The sequence below is a fragment of the Pseudovibrio sp. JE062 genome (assembly GCF_000156235.1).
Taxonomy (GTDB): domain Bacteria; phylum Pseudomonadota; class Alphaproteobacteria; order Rhizobiales; family Stappiaceae; genus Pseudovibrio.
On sequence record NZ_DS996806.1, the window covers coordinates 335,126 to 357,086 of the forward strand.

Here is a 21,961-nt window from a genome sequence, read left to right on the forward strand (position 1 = left end):
TATGCCTCAAGCATAGGCAGGCTGGTTGAGCAGGGCAAGGAACTGCTTGAGCCATGCTGGGTGAGCTGGCCATGCAGGGGCTGTCACCAGATTGCCGTCTGTGACTGCATCGGCCACATCGATATCGGCAAACTTGCCGCCGGACATGATGACCTCAGGTGCGCAGGCTGGGTAAGCGGAGCAGGTTCTACCTTCCAGAACGCCAGCAGCGGACAGGAGCTGTGCGCCATGGCAGATGGCGGCGACGGGTTTGTTTTCAGCGAAGAAGTGGCGGACCATGTCCAGCACTGCCGAGTTCAGGCGCAGGTACTCAGGGGCACGGCCGCCCGGAATGACGAGGGCGTCATAGTCTGCTGGATTGATGTCGCTGAAGGTGGCGTTGAGAGTGAAGTTGTGACCGCGTTTTTCGGTGTAGGTCTGGTCACCTTCAAAATCATGGATGGATGTTGCAACGGTGTCGCCAGCGCTTTTGTCCGGGCAAACGGCGTGAACATCATGACCAACGGCGCCCAGTGTTTGAAATGGCACCATGGTTTCGTAATCCTCGGTGAAGTCACCGGTGATCATAAGAACTTTCTTTGCGGACATGTTTCCCTCCCAGATGTCGCTGTGAGGGAAACCTAGCAAGGGATGGGACTGAGCGGGTAATAACGTATTACTACATAGCCCAGTCACATCTTGAGGTCTTAGTCGACTTCGTTGGTGGAGAGTGAAATCCAGCGCTTCAGCTCTGGCAGATCAGAGCCAGCAGCGGTGCGGTCGTTTTCCTGCAAGGTGGATGTGCCGAACTGGAAGAACGCGCCAAAGCGGAACTCATGGACGACTGGTTCGTCGGACTCATCCCCTTTGATCTGGAAGTCATGACCGTTGTAGGACGCGCTGAGGCCAACTGGCAGAGCGGTGAAGTTCTGCTTGAACTCTGCACCCCAGCTGAAGATGTTGACTTCACCGTCACGTGCATCACCTGGGTTTGGACGATTGTAACGATCGCCATTGACGTAAGACAGAGAGCCGGTCAGCTTGGTGTTTGGCGTGAAGTAGTAGCTTGCACCACCGCGTGCAAACAGGCCGTTGTCGATGGTTTCGTACTGGTCATCGTCGCCATCGAGGAAGCCAGCCTGACTGAACAGGGTGATGTCCTGAATGTAGTACTGGCCTTCAAGACCGATGAACTGGAAGGTCTTGTTGGAATCGTCGTCGCCACCGTCAACCGTCGCACCACCACCAGCGAAGACGCCAAACAGGCCTTGCTGCGGGTCTTTGTAGGAGAAGTGAACTGCTCCCAAACCGTCGCGCAGGGTGTTGTCGCCGTCTTTGGTGTCGAACTGATAAAACTCGATATCACCATCTACCTGCAGGCTGAAATGCTGGAAGAGTGGGATGGCGTAGGAGCCGTAAAACCCGAGGGTTTCTGGCTGGTGATCTTTGGTGTCAACCTGATCAGCCTCAAGATATGTGCGGCCAACGTTGACGCCGACGAAGCCGCCCGCCTGCAGCTCTGTTGGTGCTGAGGTCTGTGGCGCGGCTTCCTGCGCACTGAGGGGATGTGCGGCGAGGGCAAGTGGCAAAGCTACGAGATACAAATGACGCATGGTTCTATTATTCTTGATGGGGGTATCCTTAGGGAATGTCTAACCTAGCAGAAATCCCTATCTCAGCAATTTGAGGGTAATAAACTATTAGTTATCGTTACGGAGTGTTGCTAATTTGCATGGCGGGTTCAGGCGCTATTATTTTCATTGTTTCATAGGCTTGATGTGATTTTGGTCGATAATCTCTGATTTTCTGTCTGTGTATGAAAGTTACTGTCTAGGTAGTCTTCTTGTGTTCTTTGCAACCTATGCGGAGTGGGTGATTTAGTTCAAAGGTCTCTGATTTCTTCTACGGTTTGCACTCTGCGTTGGCTTTAAGGTGCCTGGTACATCTTGGAGTAGATCAGACATGACGCAGTTTTCTCAGATGCAGTCTGCCTCAAAAGACGCGCTGGCCAAGCAGATAGGGCAGCTGAAGCAGCGGGGCGTGCATTCGGTTATCACGCAGGTGCCGGATATGAATGGACTGCTTCGCTGTCGGCTTCAGCCGCTGGATGGGCTGGAGAAGGGTTGCTCCACTAACTCCTCGCTCTATCTCATCCCCCATGGTGATGGTCAGCCAGCGGGAGAGTTGATCTACGAGTCTCCGCATGTCTGGTATCACACCGGCTTTGGCAATCTGTACAGTCTAGCGGATAGCAACACGCTGTTTCAGTTGGGCTGGCGGCCCGGGATCAGTGAGGTCTTGCTCAACTGCTATAACCGGGATGGGACGCGCTTTGTGCTGGATGTGCGCCGGCCCCTGGAGATGCTGGAGGAGCGGCTTGCTGAGATGAAGCTGACCATGAAGGTTGGTCTGGAGTTTGAGCTTGGGATTTTCCATTTTGACCGCGCGCTGGTGGAGGCTGGAGAACATCACAAGCTGAAGCCATTCGGGCATTCCTTGCAGTATGATTCCGTAAATCGTGATCCCGACTACATGGACCTGATGGACGCCTTCCGGGAGCGGATGGAAGGGCTTGGGATTGGCGTGTCTTCCATGGAGAGCGAGATTGGCTGGGGGATGTATGAGGTTGCCCTTGAACCTGCCAGTCCGTTGCAAGCCGCTGACAATGCGGTGCGGGCGCGGCATCATCTGAAGGAGCTGTGTCGGGAACGGGGGCTGATTGCCACCTTCATGGCGCGTTATCAGCCGATGGGGCAGGATTCAGCCAATGGCACCCATGTGCATGTGAGCCTTTACGATGAGATGGGGCATAACATCTTTTATGACAAAGACGCTGCGTTGAGCGAGCAGGGCCGACATTTCGTGGCGGGTCTTCTGGCGCAGATGAAGGCGTCGCATCTGGCGTTTCGGCCAACCATCAACTCCTACCGGAGGCTTTCACGGTTTACGGGATGTCCTGAAGAAGTGTGTTGGGGGGAGGAGCATCGTGTGAGTGCGGTGCGAGTGATCTCCAGTCCCGATCCTCAGGCGATCCGGTTGGAGCATCGGTGCTCAGGTGCTGATACGCATCCCTACATCATTCTGGCACTGATTGGTGCCGCTGGGCTGGATGGCCTGCAACAGCGGGAGGAGCCGCCTGCGATGCTGATTGGGGATCCGGGCAAGGATGAGGATCTAGAGAAACTGCCGCGCTCTTTAGAGGAGTCGCTTGAGCTCTTCCGGGAAAGTGAATTTGTGCAACAGGCGCTTGGTGTGGCCTTGGCAGATCAGTACGCGCGGAGCCGGGAGAATGAGCTGAAGGCGTTCCGGGCGTGGATTGAGAAGGACATCACCAGCTTTGAGTTTCTGCGATATTTCGAAGGTGTTTGAGGCTGTGCCCAGGCACAAAAAAAAGCCTGCGATGCGGGGCACGGCAGGCTTTCTTGAAACTTGATAGGCTCTTATAGCTCGACTGGCTCACCAAGCGCTTTGCGGAAACGGCGGACGCTTTGGGTGAAGCCGTGTTCCAGAGCATCGGCGGTGAAGCCGTGACCGATGGAGACTTCGGAGATGTAAGGTACGCGCTCGATCAGAGCTGGCAGGTTTTCAACGGTGAGGTCGTGGCCTGCGTTGACCATGAGGCCAGCGGCTTTTGCAGCTTCTGCTGTTGCGACGACTTTCTCCAGCTCAACCTTTTCAGCTTCTTTATCAGAATGGCAAGCGCCATAAGGGCCGGTGTAGATCTCGATCCGCTCTGCACCTGCTTCAGCTGCGAGCGGTGGCTGGCTTGGCTCTGGATCTACGAAGAGAGATGTACGCACGCCCCAGGACTTTGCCTGAGCGATGACGTCTTTCAGGAGATCCATGTTCTCGGAAAAGTCCCAGCCATGGTCTGAGGTCTGCTGGGATGGATCGTCCGGTACAAACAGAACCTGTGTCGGGCGGACTTCTTTCACCAGTTCCATGAAGCGCTCATCCGGATAGCCTTCGAGGCACAGCTCCTTGCCGTGCAGTTCCTCGCGCAGCATCTTGGAGATGTCTTCAACATCCGTGCGGCGGATGTGGCGCTCGTCCGGGCGTGGGTGCACGGTGATGCCTTTGGCTCCTGCGTTGAGGGCGAGGGCTGCCAGATGCGTCACGCTTGGCCACGGAACGTCGCGGCGATTTCGCAGAACAGCTACAGCGTTTACGTTGACGGATAAGCGACTTGGCGTCTTCATGGGGGCTACTCTTTATTGAGTTTGTATTTTAAAATAAAACGGCGTCTTCACAGACTTGCAAAAGACGCCGCTTAATATCAATAGGACAAAATTGTCCTCTAACTGTTAAATTTCGTCGTGAAGATCTTTGAGACCCTGACCACCACGTGCAAGTGCGGCAACACCCGTACGCGAAACCTCTACGAGGCCCAGTGGAGTGAGGATTTCAATGAACTGATCGATTTTATTTGTACGGCCAGTGATCTCGAAAACGAAGTGATCAATGGTTGCGTCAATAACAGTTGCCTTGAAGGCTTCTGACAAGCGCAGTGCTTCCAGACGCTTTTCGCCTTCACCGCGAACCTTAATCAGGGCCAGCTCACGCTCAAGCGGCTTTTCCTGATTGGAGTTCTTTGCAGCCACTGTCAGATCGCGGACGATGTGAACCGGTACGAGGCGGTCCAGCTGGTGGCGGATCTGCTCAATCACCTGCGGGGTACCGGTGGTGACGATGGTGATGCGGGACACGTGCTTTTCGTGTTCTGTTTCAGACACGCTGAGGCTGTCAATGTTGTAGCCGCGGCCAGAAAACAGGCCGATCACTCGGGCAAGAACGCCCGGCTCGTTATCTACAATGATTGATAGAGTATGTGTTTCCAAAACATCGCTGGTCTCAGCTAGGAAGTAAGCTGATAGTGCGTCAGTTTTTTGTGCGTTCATAATGAATCTCCCAGCTTTATCCTATACCAATGACTTGCCTGCGGTGTCGATGGCATTTGCAACGGCTTCATCAGTTGCTTCGTCCGGCAACAACATTTCGTTGTGGGCTTTGCCTGACGGGATCATCGGGAAGCAGTTGGTCAGCTGAGCGACGCAGCAATCGAAGAGGACTGGCTCAGGAGATTCAATCATTTCCTGAATAGCATCATCCAGTTCACCCGGCTTGGTCACGCGGATGCCCTTTGCACCATACGCTTCTGCCAGTTTTACAAAGTCCGGCAGGCTGTCGGTGTAGGAGTGGGAGAGGCGGTTGCCATGCAGCAGCTGCTGCCACTGACGAACCATTCCCATGTAAGAGTTGTTCAAGATGAACGTTTTAGGCGCCAGACCGTGCTGAACAGCGGTCGACATTTCCTGAATGTTCATCAGGATGGAAGCATCCCCTGCAACGTTGATGCACAGTGCGCCCGGATGAGCGACCTGAGCACCGATGGCTGCTGGCAGGCCGTAGCCCATGGTGCCAAAGCCACCTGAGGTCAGCCAATGGTTTGGAGATTCAAAGCCCAGATACTGGGCAGCCCACATCTGGTGCTGTCCAACCTCGGTTGAGATGTAAACGTCTTTGCGGCCTTTGATGGCTTCGTTCAGGCGCTGCAAAGCGTACTGAGGCATGATGACGTCATCGCTGTGGCGGTAGGACAGACAATCCCGGGCGCGCCACTTCGCAATCTGTGTCTGCCATCCCTTCAGCTCTGGCTGGGAATGGAAGCTGGACGCGCGCCAGATGCGAACCATGTCTTCCAGAACGTGGGCAACATCACCAACGATTGGCAGATCAACGTGCACGATTTTATTGATGGACGATGGGTCGATGTCCACGTGGATCTTGGTTGAGTTCGGAGAGAAGGCGTCCAGACGGCCTGTGATGCGGTCATCAAAGCGTGCACCGATACAGATCATCAGATCACAGTCGTGCATCGCCATGTTGGCTTCATAGGTGCCGTGCATGCCCAGCATGCCGAGCCACTGTTCGCCAGATGCCGGATAAGCGCCCAGACCCATCAGGGTTGAAGTGATCGGGAAGCCTGTCAGGTCTACCAGTTCGCGCAGCAACTGGCTTGCAGCCGCGCCGGAGTTGATGACGCCGCCGCCAGTGTAGAACACCGGGCGTTTGGCTTTGGACATCAGCTCAACAGCCGCGCGAATGGCGTTCATGTCGCCTTTCAGCTGTGGACGGTAGCTCTTGTGGTTGCTTGGGTTTGCCTGAGGGCCTTCATAGGTGCCGGTTGCAAACTGAACATCCTTTGGAATGTCGACAACAACAGGGCCCGGACGACCGGACTGTGCAACGTAGAAGGCTTCATGCAGAATTCGTGGCAGATCATTAACGTCCTTCACCAGCCAGTTGTGCTTGGTGCAAGGGCGGGTGATGCCAACGGTGTCACATTCCTGAAAGGCGTCAGAGCCAACCAGATTGGTTGGAACCTGACCGGTGATGCAAACCATCGGGATGGAGTCGAGCATCGCGTCTGTCAGCGCGGTGACCATGTTGGTTGCGCCCGGACCAGAGGTTACCAGAGCAACACCGGCTTTACCGGTGGAGCGTGCATAGCCTTCAGCAGCGTGGCCTGCACCTTGCTCATGACGGACGAGGATGTGCTGGATCGAGTCCTGCTGGATCAGCTCATCATAAATGGGTAGGACTGCACCACCAGGGTATCCAAATACATGTTCCACCCCGTTGTCCTTCAGCGCCTGGAGAACCATTTCAGCGCCTGTCATCTCCCGTTGCATCATCAAGTCCTTGTTGCCTGTATCTGCTCGTTTCGCCCGATTGAAGGGTGTGCAATCAATCCAGCTGTTTGTTTTGCAGAGCTGCTCTTTTAAACATCTCTGCGAATTAGCCATAAAAAAAGGAGCCGTTTGGCTCCTTGTGCGCGTCTAACCGTTCCGAGTGAGCTAGCTCACTCCGGCGACGCGCTTCCCACCACGATAAGAAGAATTGAAGTTTGCATTCTGGTATTGGGAGCCTCAGGGCTCCACTCTCCCTTAACATAATTCCAACCGTGTAAGAGATTACCGCGCTTCACCATTGAATCGCTCAGGTAAACTCTAAAATTCGGGGTGAGATTAGGCTTAGATACGTAAAAGCGTCAAGTGGCTTCTTCTTAATGTTGCGCCGCAATGACCTCTTGTTTTCTTGAGTTATCTGCAAGTGTCGGGGTGCTTTGCGAAAGTTGCGCAACGTCAGAAGATGCTCGTTGTGTTTGCATCGGGTTCTGCCGGTGCATTTGGTGCGCTTTGGAGAACCCGCAGAATTGTGCGATTTTGCAGTGCGGTGACGTCTTATGTCTTTCAGTTGCAGTGCGGTGTCCTACTGCTCCTGTTTGCAGGTGTAGGAGGGAGCAACACAATTTTGGCGTGGAGTGGGTGTTGGACTAATTACTAACAGGGCTAACAACCTCAAATTGGATTGTTTTTTCGCGTTTCACACTCTGCAATTGTATTTGTGCTGCCAAAATTCGTAGATTTGCATAGGTTAGTCTGGGATAAGTTTACTTTACACAAGACATTTTTGAAAAGTTGCAGTTAGGGCCTTGCGCTCTCGCAAAAGGCTTTATATACACCCGCCATCGCTTCGGCGGGAAACGTTTGGGTGTATAGCTCAGTTGGTAGAGCATCTGACTCTTAATCAGACGGTCCCGGGTTCGAATCCCTGTGCACCCACCAAGCGTATCACGTCATGTGAGCCCGTAGCTCAGCTGGTAGAGCAACTGACTTTTAATCAGTAGGTCCACGGTTCGAACCCGTGCGGGCTCACCATTTTCTCCCCGAAAATTGGTGACTGTTTCACAAAGGCTTATAAGCCTGTGATGCTTGTGCGTAGCTTGTTTCTGCTGTTCGCCTCCTCCTCTTTGCTTTCCTTGTTTGAATTTTGCTGATTGTGTCTTAGCGAGGTCTCATGCCGCGTTTTGTCATCACCGGTGCGTCTGGTGCCGGAAAATCTACATTGCTGAACTCATTAAAGCTGCTTGGGTACGACTGCCAAGAGGAGGTTGGACGGCAGGTGGTTCGTGAGCAGCTTGCATCAGGTGGGTTAGCTCTTCCTGATAGGGATGCAGTTGCTTTTCGGGATTTGCTGTTTGAGCGATCAATTGCTGCTTTTGATGTTGCCCCAAGTTCGTCAGATGCTGCGGTGTTTCACGATCGTAGCTTTCTTGAGGCCATCGCGTATAGCAGGATCATCGGGGCTCCTGTCTCAGAGGAGATGAATGCAGCTGCGCGAGCGAGGCGGTTTGCGGATCCGGTGTTTGTTTGTGCGCCATGGGAACAGATTTTTGAGAAAGATGCGGAGCGGACGCACGATTTTGAGTTCGCTTGTCGTGACTATGAAGCGAATGTTGCTGTCTATCGGGCATTTGGATACGAGTTGATTGAAGTGCCGCAGATGCCAGTTGAAGAGCGCGCCCAGTTTGTGACTGAGCAGGCTGTGAGAGCGCTCCAGACCTAATTTCCAGAATCGGCCATGTCACAAAAAGAGAGCTGGGCTGTCTATTAAGGGCAGGGTGAAACTCGGTCTATGAGATTGGCCTTATGCCTTTTCCGGGTTGTGTGAGGTTTAGAATTACACCTTATAGGTTGTTAACAGGCGTGCATCGTGTTTCAGGTTGTGTTGTAAATCTGCAAAGTGTGTACGGTGAAGTGGCGTAAGTATCTGGAGCATATCAAACTTTTTTTGTTGCTTTGAGTGTATTTACTGAAGGTTGTAAGCATCAATTTATACAACCCATAAAATTGCGATGGTTTTCCAAAAACAAGAATATCCGTAGCGTCAATCGTATCGAAACGGACAATTTCTCTCGAAATAAAGTTGATGTCAGAGCGCTGGGGCGGTGTTGCTGTACCTGCTGCGATGTCTTGCTGAAATTATCTGGAGGTTTGTCTGTAATACATTGAGGTGTGGCGGATGTATTACAAGAATACACGACTTGAACATCTTGATGGGCGTCAGGACCTAACGCCTGTTTGGAAATACTGGAACGAGCATAGGAAAAAGATTTTTGGCAGAGCGTTTCACCTTACGGGTGGTGACATGGATGCTGCCGAGGAGTTGATGTCAGCAACCATTATCAAGGTGGCGTCTCACTTTGAGCAGCGCCCCCTGAATATGCGGGAGCCGATTGCGTTCTTCATGTATGCGCTCAAGAACGAGTTCATCAGCCAGTATCGCAAGAAGCGCTATGAGTATCAGTTCAGAGATGGCGAAAAGGATGTTTACGATGAGCACCTTGCCAACGCTGAGGTGGAAGCGGCACCGCAAGAAGTTCTGCTGGCGCAAAAGGAAGAGCTTGCATTGATTGGCAAAACGCTGGAGCGGCTGCCAGTTATCTACCAGCAGATTTTTTCTCTCAAGTTTGCCGAGGATCGCAGTTACAGCGACATCTCGGAGGAGCTGAACATCTCTCAGGCTCTGGCACGCAAGCGGGTGCAGTTCCTGCGTGAAAAGCTGCGGGATGCGCGCAAGAAGAAGCGCAGAAGGTTCAATTGATCAGATTGTGTTCACAGGAGGGATGTGAGTGCGTCTCTCCGAATAGTTAACGATTTCAGACTGCGAGGGCACTAGCATGGCGGAAGAGACTGTAAATGCTCAGGTGACGGATGCCGTTACCCAGACAAATGTGAAGGTGGTGGGCGAGGCGCCCTCTCAGGCAATCGCTAATTTGTATCAGGTGGTTAGCAATGCAACGGGGCTCTCGGTGCAGAATGCGACCCATGCCCAGCAATCCATGAACCAGATCTCGACAGCCGTGGTTTCCAAGGGCGTGCAGCTCATAATGGAGATCGGTCCAACGTCTGGCTCTGAATCTACCCCATCAGGTGGCTAGTTTGAGGGAATTTGATGGTGAGGGAGAGAGGTGAGAGTACAGCTTCTCAAGAGTATGAGAATGCGATTACGCGTCGTCGGCGCATGATCTCTCTGCTCCAAGGGCCTGTGAGTGATAATAGTTTGCGTTCCTCAGCTCAGGCCACTGCTGCATCCAGAACACAGGATGTGAAGCAATCCTCCCCGGCAGTCAAAATGTCCTCACAGGCGGAGCAGCAAGCCGTCAACCCAGCAAGTGAGAGCAACAGTCAATCCGGAGCGCAACAAACCATGATCATGGATAGTGAAAAGGGATCTGCTGGCGGTGCTGGCTTTGAGGCTGCCACTGGTGCTGGCGGTCAGTCGCAAGGCGTAGAAGCCAGCAAGGGATCCGAAAAATCGTCTGGCCCATCCTATCCTCCGTTGCCAACCACAGCGCCCGCGACACCTGCTTTGAATGATCAGATCACTCAGGCTGTGCAGTTCACGAACTTCCAGAACTTTCAAGGTCTGGAGACCATGATCTCGGTGCCTGAAGACGTGATGACCAAGCAGTCCAGCGGGCATGCCTCGCAGGATGCAGAGACCTACATGAACGGGGTGATGCAGATCTCTATGGCCGCGCAGGCGATTGTGGCGGCGAAGATTGCGCAGGATCCGGCACTTGCGGCAACGCCGGCGCTGACTGAGCTCAACACCATGGTGACCAACGCGATCTCTGCCTTTCAAGAGGTGAGTGAGTGATCTGCCGGGAGAAGGATGGATGAGCGCTCGTGCTGAACGGCCCCGTTATGGCTTTGAAGCTGCTGCAGATGTTCGGTCTGAACCGGATGATGTGGAGGTGGATGAACTGGCGGAGTTGGTTCGGGAGGTCACACGGTTGTTTCAACGAGACTACATTTTGCTTGCGACTTTTCTTCGGGCTCTGACGCGATAGACAGACCCCTGTCAGCTCAAAAGGTGAGATATGGAACGGGACGTTACATACATTCGAGAGGAATTGGAGGAGGTGATCCTCAATCAGTTGCGCCGCTGGGAAGGAGTTATCGAGCAGGAAGAAGTGCGAACATTGTCCCGGTCTGGCGTTGAGGGGTTACCGGGGATGCTGTGCCACCTGAGCCTAGCGCGGGATGCTTTGGTGAAGGCTGAAGGGATGCTTGGCAGTGAGGGTGAGATTTCGGCGGCGGATCTGGTGCTTGGGTTCCGGGATGAGCGGCTTCAGGAAGAGGCAGATCGGTATGACGACCGGGATGATGAAGAGCGGTTGGTGCAGGACGGGGTTGAAGAGGAACTCCTTGCCCGGTTTACCTCGACTGGTGACATCGAGTTTGAAGAGCGGAGCGAGGAGCGCGGGCCGGACCGGAACTCTGACTACAACTGGTAAGACAGGACGTGAGGAGTGGGGCGATGAGTACAGCCGTGAATGGAACGCAAGACGCTGGTCCGCAGAAGGTGACGGCGACACCGGGGCCGGAGCTCAACTCTGCGCTGGATGATGCTGTGGTGCAGCTCACCAAGGTGAAGGAGAATGTGGATCAGGCCGCCAGCGAGTTTGCTCAGCTGCGTCAGGGCATTCCCAACTACAACGAGGTGGTGGCGGAGATCCGGCAGCAGCAGGCGCAGATCAACAGGGCCTGTGAAGATGCCACCACATCCGCTCAGAGCATTGTGTCGGAGGTGGAGCAGGCGGCGGCCAAGCTGTGTACCTCCATTGATGAAGAGATCAATACGATCAAGAGCGTGATTGGCACCGGGAGCGAGCAGGCGGAGGCGCAAACACCGCAGACGCCTCCGGTCCAGCCGCCACCGCAGCTGGCGCCGGGGCAAGGTGTACCTCCGCCTCAGGCTGGGGCCGGGATGGCACAGTTTCCGATGACTGGGCAGCCGGTTCAGGGCGGTGTTGCCAATCAGGAAATGATGGCCGTTCAGGTGGCGGAAGCTCTGCGGGATTATCTGAAGAAGGAGATCAACTCTGAGATTTCCAAGCAGATTGGGCCACTTAATGAAAAGCTCTCAGAGCTTCTGATTGGGTATCTGCAGCAGCGGTCTCGTGATCGCTAAGTGAATTGTGAAGGAAACCTTAGCGAAGGCTGGGGCTCTTAGGAAAGAGTTCACAAATGAGGAGGAGCGGCGTCAATAGTCTGTAAATGGCAATAATAACAAGCATATTGGAGAAAAAATGCCAAAGACTATTGAAGAACAATGTGGCTCAACAAAACCCTCCGATAGCGGAGCCGTTGATGCTGATATCATTGCCCTTCTGGGAGTAGCGCCAGCGTTTGCGCTGGGGCTTACCTTTCTGACAGCGGCGCAATCAACGGGGGTGCTTTTTGAGAATTCTGTCGCGAATGCACAGCGCCAGAATATCATTGCACAGACGGCGTTAAGCCAGGGAATTTTGCATACTTACTCTGTTGGTTCCATGGCTGCTGCAAACAGCATTTCGCATATGGATCCGCAAGAGATCGAGCAGGTGAATGAGAGTTTGCTTGAAACATTGCGTCGGTACTTTTCGCGTTAAAGCGTATTGAGAAGTCACTCCCACATTTCGGGAAGGCTTTTCCAGTTTTCTAAATCATTGAGAGTTTGCCTCTGGTCAGTGCACTGCCTGTGTCTGATCAGGGGTGAAGCAGGGCTGCGTTTTTCCGAACTGCTCTTGAGTTCGGTTGTTTAGAGCATGTCGCGTTCATTCGCATTCACGCATCATGCTCAAACATTGTTAGTTGAGCGAATTCTTGTCGTTTGATTGAACTCAATCAAACGGAAAGCGCTCTAGGTGGGAGTGACTTTATGGCGGATCTACCGGGGATTTGTCCCGTAATACCAGAGGATGGCATGGTGACAGATGCTGTGACGCAAACCCATGTGTCTGTGATTGGGGCTGCGCCTGCTATTGCAATGGGGAACCTTTACACATCTCTCGCTCATTCGACGGGCATACTCTTTCAAAACTCCGTTGCGACGGCTTCTCAATTTTCAACTCTTGCGCAGGCGACGACCAATCAGGGCGTCATGCAAATCTACTCAGTCAATACAACGGCCGGGGCATCGGCCACGGAAAAGGTTGCTCAGATCGGGACATCTGATCAGCTGAACACGCTGCTGACTACCTTGCGTAGTCTCAATCAATAACCGGAACTTTCGAGCTTCGCTTTCTGGTGCAAGGCCAGAGCGATGAGAATGGTTCTGATGCATCCTTTCAGTTGTAGTAGTGCGTACTCCTTTGGAGCCAGTTCAAGGAAAAGCAGAACCGGATTTTGACCAGAACTGTATGAAAGAGGACTATTAGAATGCCAACTACTGTTAGCCCAATGATCACTGACGCTGTTACCCAGTCCAACGTAAAGGTGGTTGGTGAAGCCCCTGCAATGGCAATGGGCAGCGTCTATCAGACAATGGCTCATTCCACCGGAATTCTCTTTGAGAACTATGTTTCTGCAGCACAGCAGCAGAACATTCTTTCTCAGGCTGCAGCTAACCAGGGAGTTATGCAGATCTACTCCATGGATACGATGGCTGGTGCTGGTGCTACCGAAAAAGTTGCTCAGAGCGGCACACCAGATCAGCTGAACACGCTGCTGACAATTCTGCGCGTATTCAACCCGACCTAATAGGTTCTGGCGTCGCCGTCCGGCGGCGTTTTCTCAAACTGCTGTTTAATGGTGTCCGGTTGGTTTTCAGTTGGGCATGCCCTTGGTGGTTCTCTGCAAGACCACCGGACACGACCTCTCTCTTTTGTATTGAAGGATGATGACTATGCCAGATACGGTTAGTCCAATGATCACAGACGCTGTGACCCAGGCGAATGTGAAGGTGGTTGCAGAAGCACCTGCCATGGCAATGGGGTCGCTGTTTCAGACTATGGCGCATTCCACCGGAATTCTCTTTGAGAATAACGTAGCTGCCTCTCAGCAGCAGAATACGCTGGCACAGGCTGCAACCAACCAGGGTGTCATGCAGATCTACTCCATGGACACCATGGCCGCAGCTGGGGCAACGGAAAAGGTTGCTCAGTCTGGTACGCCAGATCAGTTGCAAACTCTGCTCACGATCCTGGAAGCTTTCCGTCCGCGGTAATCTCCGCACCTCGGAAATTCCAGAGTTCGATGACACAATGGGCGGTTTGCCCCGGAACCTTCCCTGCCTCGGTAGGGGAGGTTTTGTCGTTTTGGGAGAGTCTCTCTTGCTGACAGACAGGGGGGAAATGAGTATAGGTATTCTCACGAATAATGCCAAAAGGCTGAGAATGACACCTACACTGACCCCCATTTTGGTCTGTGCGCTCTATAAGTTTGTTGAGTTTGCAGACTACGAAGACATGCGCGAACCGCTGCTTGCGTTCTGTAAGGAGCGAGGCATTCGCGGCAGTCTTCTTATTGCCCGTGAAGGCATTAACGGCACCATCGCTGGTGAAGAGCAGCAGATGCGTGAAGTGATTGCGTACTTGCGCAATGATCCACGTTTTGACGATATCATCGTCAAGGAAAGCTGGGCGAAGAAGCTTCCGTTCAAGCGCATGAAGGTGCGGTTGAAGAAAGCCATCGTGAACATGGGCCTCAATCATATTGATCCGAACGACCTTGTGGGCACCTATGTTAAGCCAGAGGACTGGAATGCGCTGATCTCCGATCCTGAGACGGTCGTGATTGATACGCGCAATGATTATGAGTTTGCGCTGGGCACGTTTGAGGGTGCTCTTGATCCTGAAACGGAGACGTTCAACGAGTTTCCTGAGTGGGTCAAACGCAACGACAACTCTCTGCGCGCTAAGAAGAAAGTTGCCATGTTCTGCACGGGCGGTATTCGCTGTGAGCGAGCGACCGGCCTGATGCTGGAGCAGGGGTTTGATGAGGTTTATCACCTTGAAGGTGGCATTCTGAACTATCTGGAGAAAGTGCCTGAAGAGGACAGTCTCTGGAAAGGTGAGTGCTTTGTGTTTGATGACCGTGTGTCCGTCGATCACAAACTGGATGCAGGCTGGGGCAAGAACCTGCCTGAAAAAACCAAGAAGGTTCTTGCGCCTTATCAGATTGACGATAAGCCATCTGAGCCAAGTGAAGGCTGAAGCTGAGAGTTTTGAGGGGCAGTTTGACTGCCCCTTTTTCTTTCCGGCTGCAGAAAAACTTATCCCCGCTGACAGTGCATGACCCATACTTATCTCATGTCCACGTAAACGGGCAGCTGGCGGACCGACCGTCAGTGCGGCGTGGGCTGGGCGGGGCTACCGGGTGAAGTAACGCATCATCCGGCGGGTCCGTTGAAACACCCCTTGAAAGTCTTTAGTGCAGGGACCAAGCGGAAGCTGGCCACCCGATGGGCGTCTACACTGGCAGCTGCAGCTGTCACGGACAGGTCAAACTGTTCCAGATAGCAACTGCTCAGAGGGGGAGGTTCTGATCAAAGCCTTGTGCTTTGTGAGGGCTGATCCTGATGGGTAGGCACCTGCTCCCAATGCCTTTCGGTGGAGATCTTGTTTCATGCAAAAACGCCCGGGCGAGGCGAGCAGCCAATGCCGAAGAAACTAACCTACTTACAATGCGCAGGCACTGCCTGCTCGCCTTGCTCACCCCGTATCTGGGGCAAAACGAAAACACCGCCAGCATGAGCCAGCGGTGCTAAAAGTGTTTGTCTCTTCGTGCCGGTTTGCCTTTCGGCAGGTTGTTTTATCCAAAGCGGTAGGTTGGCAGGCCTTTGTGTTCCACATCCATTGCGAAGATGCCGCCGGACTTTGGGAACTCTTTGAGGAGTTCGTCATCGCCATGCGGGCGCAGGCTGGCGACAACAAGCGTACCCAAGTTTGGTCCTGCAAAACACGGGATTGTCGGGCGCGGCACTGGCATTGCGATGGACTGCAGCAGTTGGCCATCTGGTGCAAAGCAGTTGATGTTGCCAGCGGAAACGCCTGCGGACCAGTAGTTTCCATCTATGTCAACGGTCGCGCCGTCCGGTCTGCCAACGGTGTTGTCCAGCTGTGCGAACTTGCGCTGGTTGGTGACAGCGCCGAAATCGCGGTCAAAGTCATAAGCGAAGACTTCACCTGAACCGGTGTCGGAGTGGTACATAGTCTTGGTATCCGGGGACCATGCTAGACCGTTGGATGTGCGGATCTCTGTGGCGATCTGGGTGACATTGCCGTCTGGTGCCACGCGGTAAAGGCTGGCGATTGGAGTTCTTGGGCTGATGTCATCCATGGTGCCCACCCAGAACGCGCCGTCTGGTCCAACCTTACCGTCGTTGAGGCGGGTGCGTGGATTGTCCGGTTCAATCTTTGCGATGACCTCGTAGATTTTGGTCACGGTGTTGAACAGGATGATCTCGTCCTTCATTGCCACAATGAGGCGGCCATCCTTGCAGAGGCCGAAGGAGCCGACGACTTTCGGGAAGTCCCATGTGGTGACTTCTTTGGTATCCCAATGCATTGCGTGGATCTGTTTTCCAAGGATGTCGCAGAAGAACAGGTGTTTTGTCAGTTCATCCCAGAGGAGACCTTCGGCCAGCTCGAAGCGACCGTCCAGCAAGCAAGTGATAATTGGGGTCAAAGTCGTGCTCCATACTCATGCAGCTCGGGAGAGCTACAAGCGAAATACAATTGAGCGTTGTTATAGTGTGGTTTGGCAGAAGCGTCGAGTATGCCTGTGAGAAAAACGCAAGGTTTATGAAGGCGGTTTAGCCTTCCGAGATAGGTAGAGCGCTGCCTTGTTTGGTGGAGCGAATTGCGAAGGAGGAGCGCATACGAACAACGCCGGGCAGGCGGGTGAGGTGGTCTCGGTGAATGCGCTCAAAATCGACCGGATCATCTGCCATGACACGCAGGATGTAATCCGCATCGCCGCCCATCAGATGGCACTCCATGATTTCGGCGGAGCGGTCCACGGCCTTCTCGAATGTGGAGAGGGCTTCTTCTGATTGGGAACCAAGGGAGATCTCGACAAAGACACTCATACGCTTGCCGAGCTTCTTGGGATTGAGCAGGGCGACGTACTTCTCGATAACGCCTTCTGACTCCAGTGTGCGGACACGGCGCAGGCAGGCAGAGGCGGAAAGGCCCACATGATCTGCTAGGTCAGAATTGGAAATACGGCCATTGTCCTGCAGAGCGCGAAGGATCTTTTTATCAAGCTTGTCGAGTTTCATAGCTTTGCCGTTTTCGCAGATTATTGTGTCTGAACGATGTTTATTCGTAGAAGTTTGCTAAAATGTACCGTGTTGAACGCACATTGCAAGCATCTGCCACCGAGATTTCCATAAGCTATGTAGAAACACAGGTCCGAAGCTGATTGGGAGAAAAACATGCTTGTAGGTGTTCCTAAGGAGATTAAAAACCACGAGTACCGCGTTGGTCTGACACCAGACAGCGTGCATGAAGTTGTTGCTCATGGTCACGAAGTGGTTGTTGAAACCAATGCTGGCGTTGGCATTGGCGCAAGCGATGCTGACTATATCGCAGCTGGTGCATCCATCCTGCCGACTGCTGCTGAAGTCTTCGCAAAAGCAGAAATGATTGTGAAGGTGAAAGAGCCTCAGGCTGTTGAGCGCAAGATGCTCCGTCCTGACCACCTGCTGTTCACCTACCTGCACCTGGCTCCGGACCCAGAACAGACTGCTGACCTTGTTGCATCCGGCGCGGTCTGCATCGCTTATGAAACAGTGACTGACCAAAAAGGTCGCCTTCCCCTTCTGGCGCCAATGTCTCAGGTTGCTGGTCGTCTTTCCATTCAGGCTGGTGCAACTGCTTTGCAGAAAGCAAATGGCGGTGCTGGCGTTCTTCTCGGCGGCGTACCAGGTGTAGCGCCTGCGAAAACCGTTGTGATCGGCGGCGGTGTTGTTGGTGCCCACGCAATTGAAATGGCAATCGGCCTTGGTTCCGACGTGACCGTTCTGGACAGAAACGTTGATGTTCTCGACGCTCTTTCCGCTCGCTTCGGTTCCCGTCTGAAGACAGTGTTCTCCAACCGTGCAGCGCTTGAGAAAGAAGTTCTGGCAGCTGATCTGGTTGTTGGTGCTGTTCTGGTTGCTGGTGCTGCTGCACCGAAGCTGGTGACCAAAGAACACATCAAGGCAATGAAGCCGGGTTCTGTTGTGGTTGACGTTGCAATCGATCAGGGCGGTTGTTTTGAAACTTCCCGCGCAACAACTCACCAGGATCCAACTTACATCGTTGATGATGTGGTTCACTACTGCGTGGCTAACATGCCAGGTGCTGTGGCTCGCACTTCAACCTACGCCCTGAACAACGCAACACTGCCTTACGTTCTGGCACTGGCTGACAAAGGCTATGCTGCTGCTCTGCGCGACATTCCAGGCTTCCTGCCGGGTCTGAACGTGTACAAAGGTCAGGTGACTGTTGCTGAAGTGGCTGAAAACCTGGGTTACACTTACGTGTCTCCAGAAGCAGCGCTGGCGCAGGAAACTGAAGCTGCCTGAAAGTCCAACTGGACGTGATGAGTTTTGAAAGCGGGGGCCTTCGAGCTCCCGTTTTTCGTCGGTAAAGGTTCTGTTTACCCTGTCTCGGGTTTGCCGCGGTGTTAATCAGTTTGCAGGTCTGACTTGGATATACTGGTCAAAATTTACTAGTATTTTTCGGGTTAGGCGGCGTCATGTATCATGATTTGGAATTGGTTCTTCAGCATGATTTGATTGTTGAATGGAAAGAGCACTACAAAGAGGTGTTCGGCAAGCATACGCTGCTGCTAAAAAACCGATTGCACGAACTGCCGGTCTTTTTGCCAGAAAATCTGGCGCGTCTGATTGAGGCTACTCCCTCTGAGCATTATGACTTCGTGCGTCCCGGTGCGATTGGCACCAAGAAGTCGCAATGGCTTCAGGGCAGCATTGAAGGTGCCAAAGGCGAGGATGTGCTTCGTGCTGTCGAAGAGGGGCGCTTCTGGCTTTCCCTTCGTGCATTGCAGGAATGGGATGAAGGCTTCCGGCAGATTACCTCGAAAATCTTTGATGAGCTTGAGGTGAAGGTTCCGGGCTTTGAAACCTTCAAGCACAAAACAGGGATGCTAATCTCTTCCCCCGGTGCTCAGGTGTACTATCATGCTGATGTACCCGGTCAGTCTCTTTGGCAAGTGAAGGGCCATAAGGACGTTTACATCTACGAGAACAGTGATCCATTTCTTTCTGATGAGCAGCTAGAAGGGATCTTTCTTGGTACGACTGAGGAGGAGATCCGGTTTGAGCCCTGGTATGATGAGTTTGCCACAAAGGTGACGCTGAGCCCGGGTGAGATGGCGCATTGGCCGCTCAACAATCCGCATCGGGTGGAGAACCATGATGAGGTGAACATCTCGGTGACGACTGAGCACTTCACCAAGGAGATCCGAGACTTTTACGCGATCGTCTACGCCAATGGTTTGCTGAGAGCTGCTGGGATTTCCGGTAGTCGGCACAGCCTCGGGGCTATGAAGTACGCCAAGATGGCTTTGGCGGCTGCGCATAAGATGATCTACAAGAAGATGGTGCGACAGAGTTCAAGCGCCAAGAGTCCGCGCAGCTTCAAACTGGATATGGCCGCGCCGGACTTTATGTCTGATCTTTAAAGCAGATTGCCGTCAGCAGCGATAGTAATAGGGGCGACCATATGCGTCGTATCCAACACAGCGGCGCGGTGTGGTTGCTACACCGATCAAACCGCCTGCCAGTGCACCGATGCCAGCGCCTGCGAAGGCGGCCCCAACATCACCCGTTGCGGCACCGATGGCTGCACCAGTTGCAGCGCCCAGGCCACCGCCGACGAGGGCGCGGTCTGTTCTGTTGTATTCGCTGCAAGCACCGAGTGTGAGCAGGGTGGCTGTTATTATTATTGTTTTTCTCACGGTCCTACCCATGGTCTGATTGTTTGAAACCCACGGTAGTGCCGGACCTGTTGCGGATGAATGAATGTAGCTGATGAGATGGGAGCGTGGTTAAGCAGAGGCTTTCTGTCTGTTGCAACTTGTAGGTATGCAACAAAAAAGGCCCTGCGGGTGCAGGGCCTTTGGAATGGTAGAACCAAATCTTTTTGCGAGGCTTATGGGCACTTCACGCGGTAAGGACGGCCATACTGATCGTAAGCTGTACAGTTCTTCGGTGTGGTGACGTTACCGATGATACCGCCAGCAACGCCGCCGATTGCAGCGCCTGCGAGTGCATCTCCTACGCCACCGCCTGTAGCAGCACCGATAGCTGCGCCTGTTGCGGCACCAAGGCCACCGCCTACGAGCGTACGGTCTGTGCTTGAAGTTGAGTTACAGCCAGCCAGAGCCAGTAGACCTACACTTACGCCCACGAGAGCAAGTTTCTTCATTTTCCAGTCTCCTTTTGCTGCCAATCCCAATTTGACCGGACCCCGATACCTCCTGGCAGCTCGTGTTTTGTGAGGACGAGCTAACAAAAAGAACATGGTTAAAGTTTGTTAGAAATTAGAGGTTCCGTGCCTTCTTTAGGTATTTCAACAAACCTTGGGTCGAACTGTCCTTGTTCGCTGCGGATTGACTGCCTTCAACCATTGGTAAAAGTTGAGTCGCGAGTTCTTTTCCTAGTTCAACACCCCACTGGTCGTAGGAGTTGATGTTCCATATTGCGCCTTCAACAAAGACGCGATGCTCATAGGACGCGATCAATCTACCCAGTGTGAATGGATCGAGACGATCATAGATGAGGGTGGTTGAAGGCCGGTTACCCGGGAACACCTTTTGTGGAGCTAGTTTGGCAATCTCTTCTTCAGACTTGCCATCTTTACGAAACTTGTCTTCAACCTCTTCCAAAGAGCGACCGCGGAGCAGGGCTTCACTTTGAGCAAGGCAGTTGGCAAGCAGGAGGTTGTGGTGGTTCTGCAGGTCGTCTTCGTGGCTGTTGGCAGCAACAAGGAACTCGCAAGGGATGATGCTCGTACCTTGGTGGATCAGCTGGTAAAATGCGTGCTGACCGTTGGTGCCAGGTTCGCCCCAGACGATTGGGCCGGTCTCGGTTTCAACGGCAGTGCCGTCTTTGGTGACGCTCTTGCCGTTGGATTCCATATCCAGCTGCTGCAGGTAAGCAGGGAAGCGGGAGAGGCGCTGATCGTATGGCAGTACTGCGCGGGTGTCGTAATCCAGCACGTTGCGATGCCAAACGCCGACAAGCCCCATCAGGAACGGGATGTTGTCTTCGATCGGTGCAGTGCGGAAGTGATTGTCCATGGCGTGTGCGCCACCGAGGAAATCGGAGAATGCATCCGGACCAATGGCGATCATGAGTGGCAGGCCGATGGCTGACCAGATGGAGTAGCGGCCGCCAACCCAGTCCCAGAATCCGAAGATGCGTTCTTCGGAGATGCCAAAGGCTGCGACTTTGTCCAGAGCGGTGGAGACTGCTGCAAAGTGTGCGCCAACTGCTTCTTCACCGCAGTGCTTTGCGATCCATTTGCGTGCGGTTGCCGCGTTGGTCATGGTCTCAATCGTGGTGAAGGTCTTACTGGCGATGATGAACAGCGTGGTTGCCGGGTTCAGCTTAGCCAGTGTGTCAGCGATATGAGCGCCGTCAACGTTGGAGACGTAATGCAGGTTCGGGCCGTCGTGGTATGGAGCCAAAGCCAGTGTGGTCATGACAGGACCGAGGTCGGAACCACCGATGCCGATATTGACCACATCGGTGAACTTCTCGCCGGAGTGGCTTGTGATTTCGCCAGAGCGAATGCCTTCTGCGAAGTCACCCATGTTGACGAGCACTTCGTTGATGTCTGGCATGACGTCTTTGCCGTCGACCAGAACAGGGTTCTCGGACTGGTTGCGCAGAGCAGTGTGCAGAACAGCGCGGTCTTCAGTGGTGTTGATGTGCTCACCTGCGAACATGGCATCGCGCTTTGCTTCCACATTGGCAGCGCGTGCAAGCTCTAGCAGAAGTTCTAAGGTTTCTTCGGTTAGCTTGTTCTTGGAGAAGTCGTAGAGCAGGTCATCAGCAGAACGGGAGAACTTGTCAAAACGAGAAGGATCTGCAGCGAAGAGATCAGTGATCTTGGTGGAATGAATGGCCTGAGCGTGCTCTTCAAGGCGCTTAAAGATATCTTTTGGATTTGCGGTCGGCATCAAAGCCTCCATTTATTCTTGTAATAGCTTCTGGCTGGCAGCGAGTATCGCGCCTTGCCAATTTACCCAAAAGCAGCCTGCGCGCTTCGTGAAGCGTGCAAACTGCTTTAAAGCTTTGTTTTTATGCGTACTCTTACCCGATAGCCGGTATCTGCTTATCGAGAATGTTG

Annotated in this window: 25 protein-coding genes and 2 tRNA genes; 17 read left to right on the forward strand and 10 right to left on the reverse strand. The window is 53.4% G+C overall.

Annotated elements, in window-relative coordinates; all coding sequences use genetic code 11:
• Nucleotides 1-6 precede the first annotated feature (6 nt).
• Both PJE062_RS05885 and PJE062_RS05890 read right to left on the reverse strand, forming a co-directional pair.
• Nucleotides 7-588: a DJ-1/PfpI family protein gene (locus PJE062_RS05885; RefSeq protein WP_008548060.1), complete on the reverse strand. Its 582-nt coding sequence runs from the start codon at nucleotides 586-588 to the stop codon at nucleotides 7-9.
• A 98-nt stretch (nucleotides 589-686) separates the two neighbouring features.
• Nucleotides 687-1,592, reverse strand: a complete 906-nt coding sequence (locus PJE062_RS05890; RefSeq protein WP_008547675.1) for a hypothetical protein — start codon at nucleotides 1,590-1,592, stop codon at nucleotides 687-689.
• A 349-nt stretch (nucleotides 1,593-1,941) separates the two neighbouring features.
• Here PJE062_RS05890 and PJE062_RS05895 point away from each other — a divergent pair, with 349 nt between their 5' ends.
• Nucleotides 1,942-3,348, forward strand: coding sequence for a glutamine synthetase family protein (locus PJE062_RS05895; RefSeq protein WP_008547554.1), 1,407 nt, complete (start codon nucleotides 1,942-1,944; stop codon nucleotides 3,346-3,348).
• A 71-nt stretch (nucleotides 3,349-3,419) separates the two neighbouring features.
• Here PJE062_RS05895 and PJE062_RS05900 read toward each other — a convergent pair whose 3' ends face one another.
• The 3 genes from PJE062_RS05900 to PJE062_RS05910 form a co-directional block, all read right to left on the reverse strand.
• The gene (locus PJE062_RS05900) at nucleotides 3,420-4,178 is read right to left on the reverse strand and encodes a pyridoxine 5'-phosphate synthase (RefSeq protein ID WP_008547662.1); all 759 of its coding nucleotides are present in this window, start codon (nucleotides 4,176-4,178) and stop codon (nucleotides 3,420-3,422) included.
• 105 nt (nucleotides 4,179-4,283) lie between these two features.
• Nucleotides 4,284-4,877, reverse strand: a complete 594-nt coding sequence (gene ilvN / locus PJE062_RS05905) for an acetolactate synthase small subunit (protein WP_008547637.1) — start codon at nucleotides 4,875-4,877, stop codon at nucleotides 4,284-4,286.
• A gap of 21 nt (nucleotides 4,878-4,898) precedes the next feature.
• Nucleotides 4,899-6,671 (reverse strand): acetolactate synthase 3 large subunit, encoded by a 1,773-nt coding sequence (locus tag PJE062_RS05910; RefSeq protein WP_037036273.1) that lies wholly within the window; start codon nucleotides 6,669-6,671, stop codon nucleotides 4,899-4,901.
• Nucleotides 6,672-7,531: 860 nt separating this feature from the next.
• Between PJE062_RS05910 and PJE062_RS05915 the strand changes: the two genes are divergently transcribed.
• The 14 genes from PJE062_RS05915 to PJE062_RS05975 all read left to right on the forward strand — a co-directional run bounded on the left by PJE062_RS05915 (nucleotide 7,532) and on the right by PJE062_RS05975 (nucleotide 14,806).
• Nucleotides 7,532-7,607, forward strand: a tRNA-Lys gene (locus tag PJE062_RS05915).
• A 17-nt stretch (nucleotides 7,608-7,624) separates the two neighbouring features.
• Nucleotides 7,625-7,700 (forward strand) — tRNA-Lys (locus tag PJE062_RS05920).
• A gap of 139 nt (nucleotides 7,701-7,839) precedes the next feature.
• A complete protein-coding gene (locus tag PJE062_RS05925; protein WP_008548114.1) occupies nucleotides 7,840-8,388 on the forward strand; it encodes an AAA family ATPase in 549 nt (182 codons plus the stop codon).
• A gap of 456 nt (nucleotides 8,389-8,844) precedes the next feature.
• Nucleotides 8,845-9,426, forward strand: coding sequence for an RNA polymerase sigma factor (locus PJE062_RS05930; protein WP_008547590.1), 582 nt, complete (start codon nucleotides 8,845-8,847; stop codon nucleotides 9,424-9,426).
• A gap of 76 nt (nucleotides 9,427-9,502) precedes the next feature.
• A complete protein-coding gene (locus PJE062_RS05935; RefSeq protein WP_008547676.1) occupies nucleotides 9,503-9,763 on the forward strand; it encodes a RebB family R body protein in 261 nt (86 codons plus the stop codon).
• A 14-nt stretch (nucleotides 9,764-9,777) separates the two neighbouring features.
• Nucleotides 9,778-10,485: a hypothetical protein gene (locus PJE062_RS05940; protein WP_008547802.1), complete on the forward strand. Its 708-nt coding sequence runs from the start codon at nucleotides 9,778-9,780 to the stop codon at nucleotides 10,483-10,485.
• A gap of 19 nt (nucleotides 10,486-10,504) precedes the next feature.
• Entirely contained in the window at nucleotides 10,505-10,678 is a 174-nt protein-coding gene (locus tag PJE062_RS26320) for a hypothetical protein (protein ID WP_008547374.1), read from the forward strand.
• 30 nt (nucleotides 10,679-10,708) lie between these two features.
• Nucleotides 10,709-11,125, forward strand: a complete 417-nt coding sequence (locus PJE062_RS05945; protein WP_037036164.1) for a hypothetical protein — start codon at nucleotides 10,709-10,711, stop codon at nucleotides 11,123-11,125.
• Nucleotides 11,126-11,148: 23 nt separating this feature from the next.
• Complete coding sequence (locus PJE062_RS05950) at nucleotides 11,149-11,802, forward strand: hypothetical protein (protein WP_008547924.1); 654 nt, start codon at nucleotides 11,149-11,151, stop codon at nucleotides 11,800-11,802.
• Between the two features lie 118 nt (nucleotides 11,803-11,920).
• The gene (locus tag PJE062_RS05955) at nucleotides 11,921-12,262 is read left to right on the forward strand and encodes a RebB family R body protein (RefSeq protein ID WP_008547519.1); all 342 of its coding nucleotides are present in this window, start codon (nucleotides 11,921-11,923) and stop codon (nucleotides 12,260-12,262) included.
• A gap of 314 nt (nucleotides 12,263-12,576) precedes the next feature.
• Nucleotides 12,577-12,873 (forward strand): RebB family R body protein, encoded by a 297-nt coding sequence (locus PJE062_RS05960; RefSeq protein ID WP_008547366.1) that lies wholly within the window; start codon nucleotides 12,577-12,579, stop codon nucleotides 12,871-12,873.
• A 158-nt stretch (nucleotides 12,874-13,031) separates the two neighbouring features.
• The gene (locus PJE062_RS05965; protein ID WP_008547907.1) at nucleotides 13,032-13,352 is read left to right on the forward strand and encodes a RebB family R body protein; all 321 of its coding nucleotides are present in this window, start codon (nucleotides 13,032-13,034) and stop codon (nucleotides 13,350-13,352) included.
• Between the two features lie 139 nt (nucleotides 13,353-13,491).
• Nucleotides 13,492-13,818, forward strand: coding sequence for a RebB family R body protein (locus tag PJE062_RS05970; RefSeq protein WP_037036168.1), 327 nt, complete (start codon nucleotides 13,492-13,494; stop codon nucleotides 13,816-13,818).
• 169 nt (nucleotides 13,819-13,987) lie between these two features.
• A complete protein-coding gene (locus PJE062_RS05975; RefSeq protein WP_008547524.1) occupies nucleotides 13,988-14,806 on the forward strand; it encodes a rhodanese-related sulfurtransferase in 819 nt (272 codons plus the stop codon).
• Nucleotides 14,807-15,404: 598 nt separating this feature from the next.
• Here PJE062_RS05975 and PJE062_RS05980 read toward each other — a convergent pair.
• A complete protein-coding gene (locus tag PJE062_RS05980) occupies nucleotides 15,405-16,280 on the reverse strand; it encodes an SMP-30/gluconolactonase/LRE family protein (protein WP_008547950.1) in 876 nt (291 codons plus the stop codon).
• 127 nt (nucleotides 16,281-16,407) lie between these two features.
• Nucleotides 16,408-16,875 (reverse strand): Lrp/AsnC family transcriptional regulator, encoded by a 468-nt coding sequence (locus PJE062_RS05985; RefSeq protein WP_008547557.1) that lies wholly within the window; start codon nucleotides 16,873-16,875, stop codon nucleotides 16,408-16,410.
• Nucleotides 16,876-17,031: 156 nt separating this feature from the next.
• Here PJE062_RS05985 and ald point away from each other — a divergent pair, with 156 nt between their 5' ends.
• Together ald and PJE062_RS05995 are read left to right on the forward strand one after the other, a co-directional pair.
• On the forward strand, nucleotides 17,032-18,165 hold the full coding sequence (gene ald, locus PJE062_RS05990) for an alanine dehydrogenase (protein ID WP_008548105.1): 1,134 nt from the start codon (nucleotides 17,032-17,034) through the stop codon (nucleotides 18,163-18,165).
• 173 nt (nucleotides 18,166-18,338) lie between these two features.
• Nucleotides 18,339-19,286: a hypothetical protein gene (locus PJE062_RS05995; RefSeq protein ID WP_008548056.1), complete on the forward strand. Its 948-nt coding sequence runs from the start codon at nucleotides 18,339-18,341 to the stop codon at nucleotides 19,284-19,286.
• Nucleotides 19,287-19,298: 12 nt separating this feature from the next.
• Here the strand turns inward: PJE062_RS05995 and PJE062_RS06000 are convergent, their stop codons facing one another.
• The 3 genes from PJE062_RS06000 to pgi all read right to left on the reverse strand — a co-directional run bounded on the left by PJE062_RS06000 (nucleotide 19,299) and on the right by pgi (nucleotide 21,791).
• Nucleotides 19,299-19,562, reverse strand: a complete 264-nt coding sequence (locus PJE062_RS06000; RefSeq protein ID WP_008547901.1) for a glycine zipper domain-containing protein — start codon at nucleotides 19,560-19,562, stop codon at nucleotides 19,299-19,301.
• 194 nt (nucleotides 19,563-19,756) lie between these two features.
• Nucleotides 19,757-20,032 carry a glycine zipper domain-containing protein gene (locus tag PJE062_RS06005; protein WP_037036170.1) on the reverse strand — a complete coding sequence of 92 codons (276 nt, stop codon included), beginning with the start codon at nucleotides 20,030-20,032 and terminating at the stop codon, nucleotides 19,757-19,759.
• Nucleotides 20,033-20,147: 115 nt separating this feature from the next.
• A complete protein-coding gene (gene pgi / locus PJE062_RS06010) occupies nucleotides 20,148-21,791 on the reverse strand; it encodes a glucose-6-phosphate isomerase (protein WP_008547680.1) in 1,644 nt (547 codons plus the stop codon).
• Between the last annotated feature and the right edge of the window lie 170 nt (nucleotides 21,792-21,961).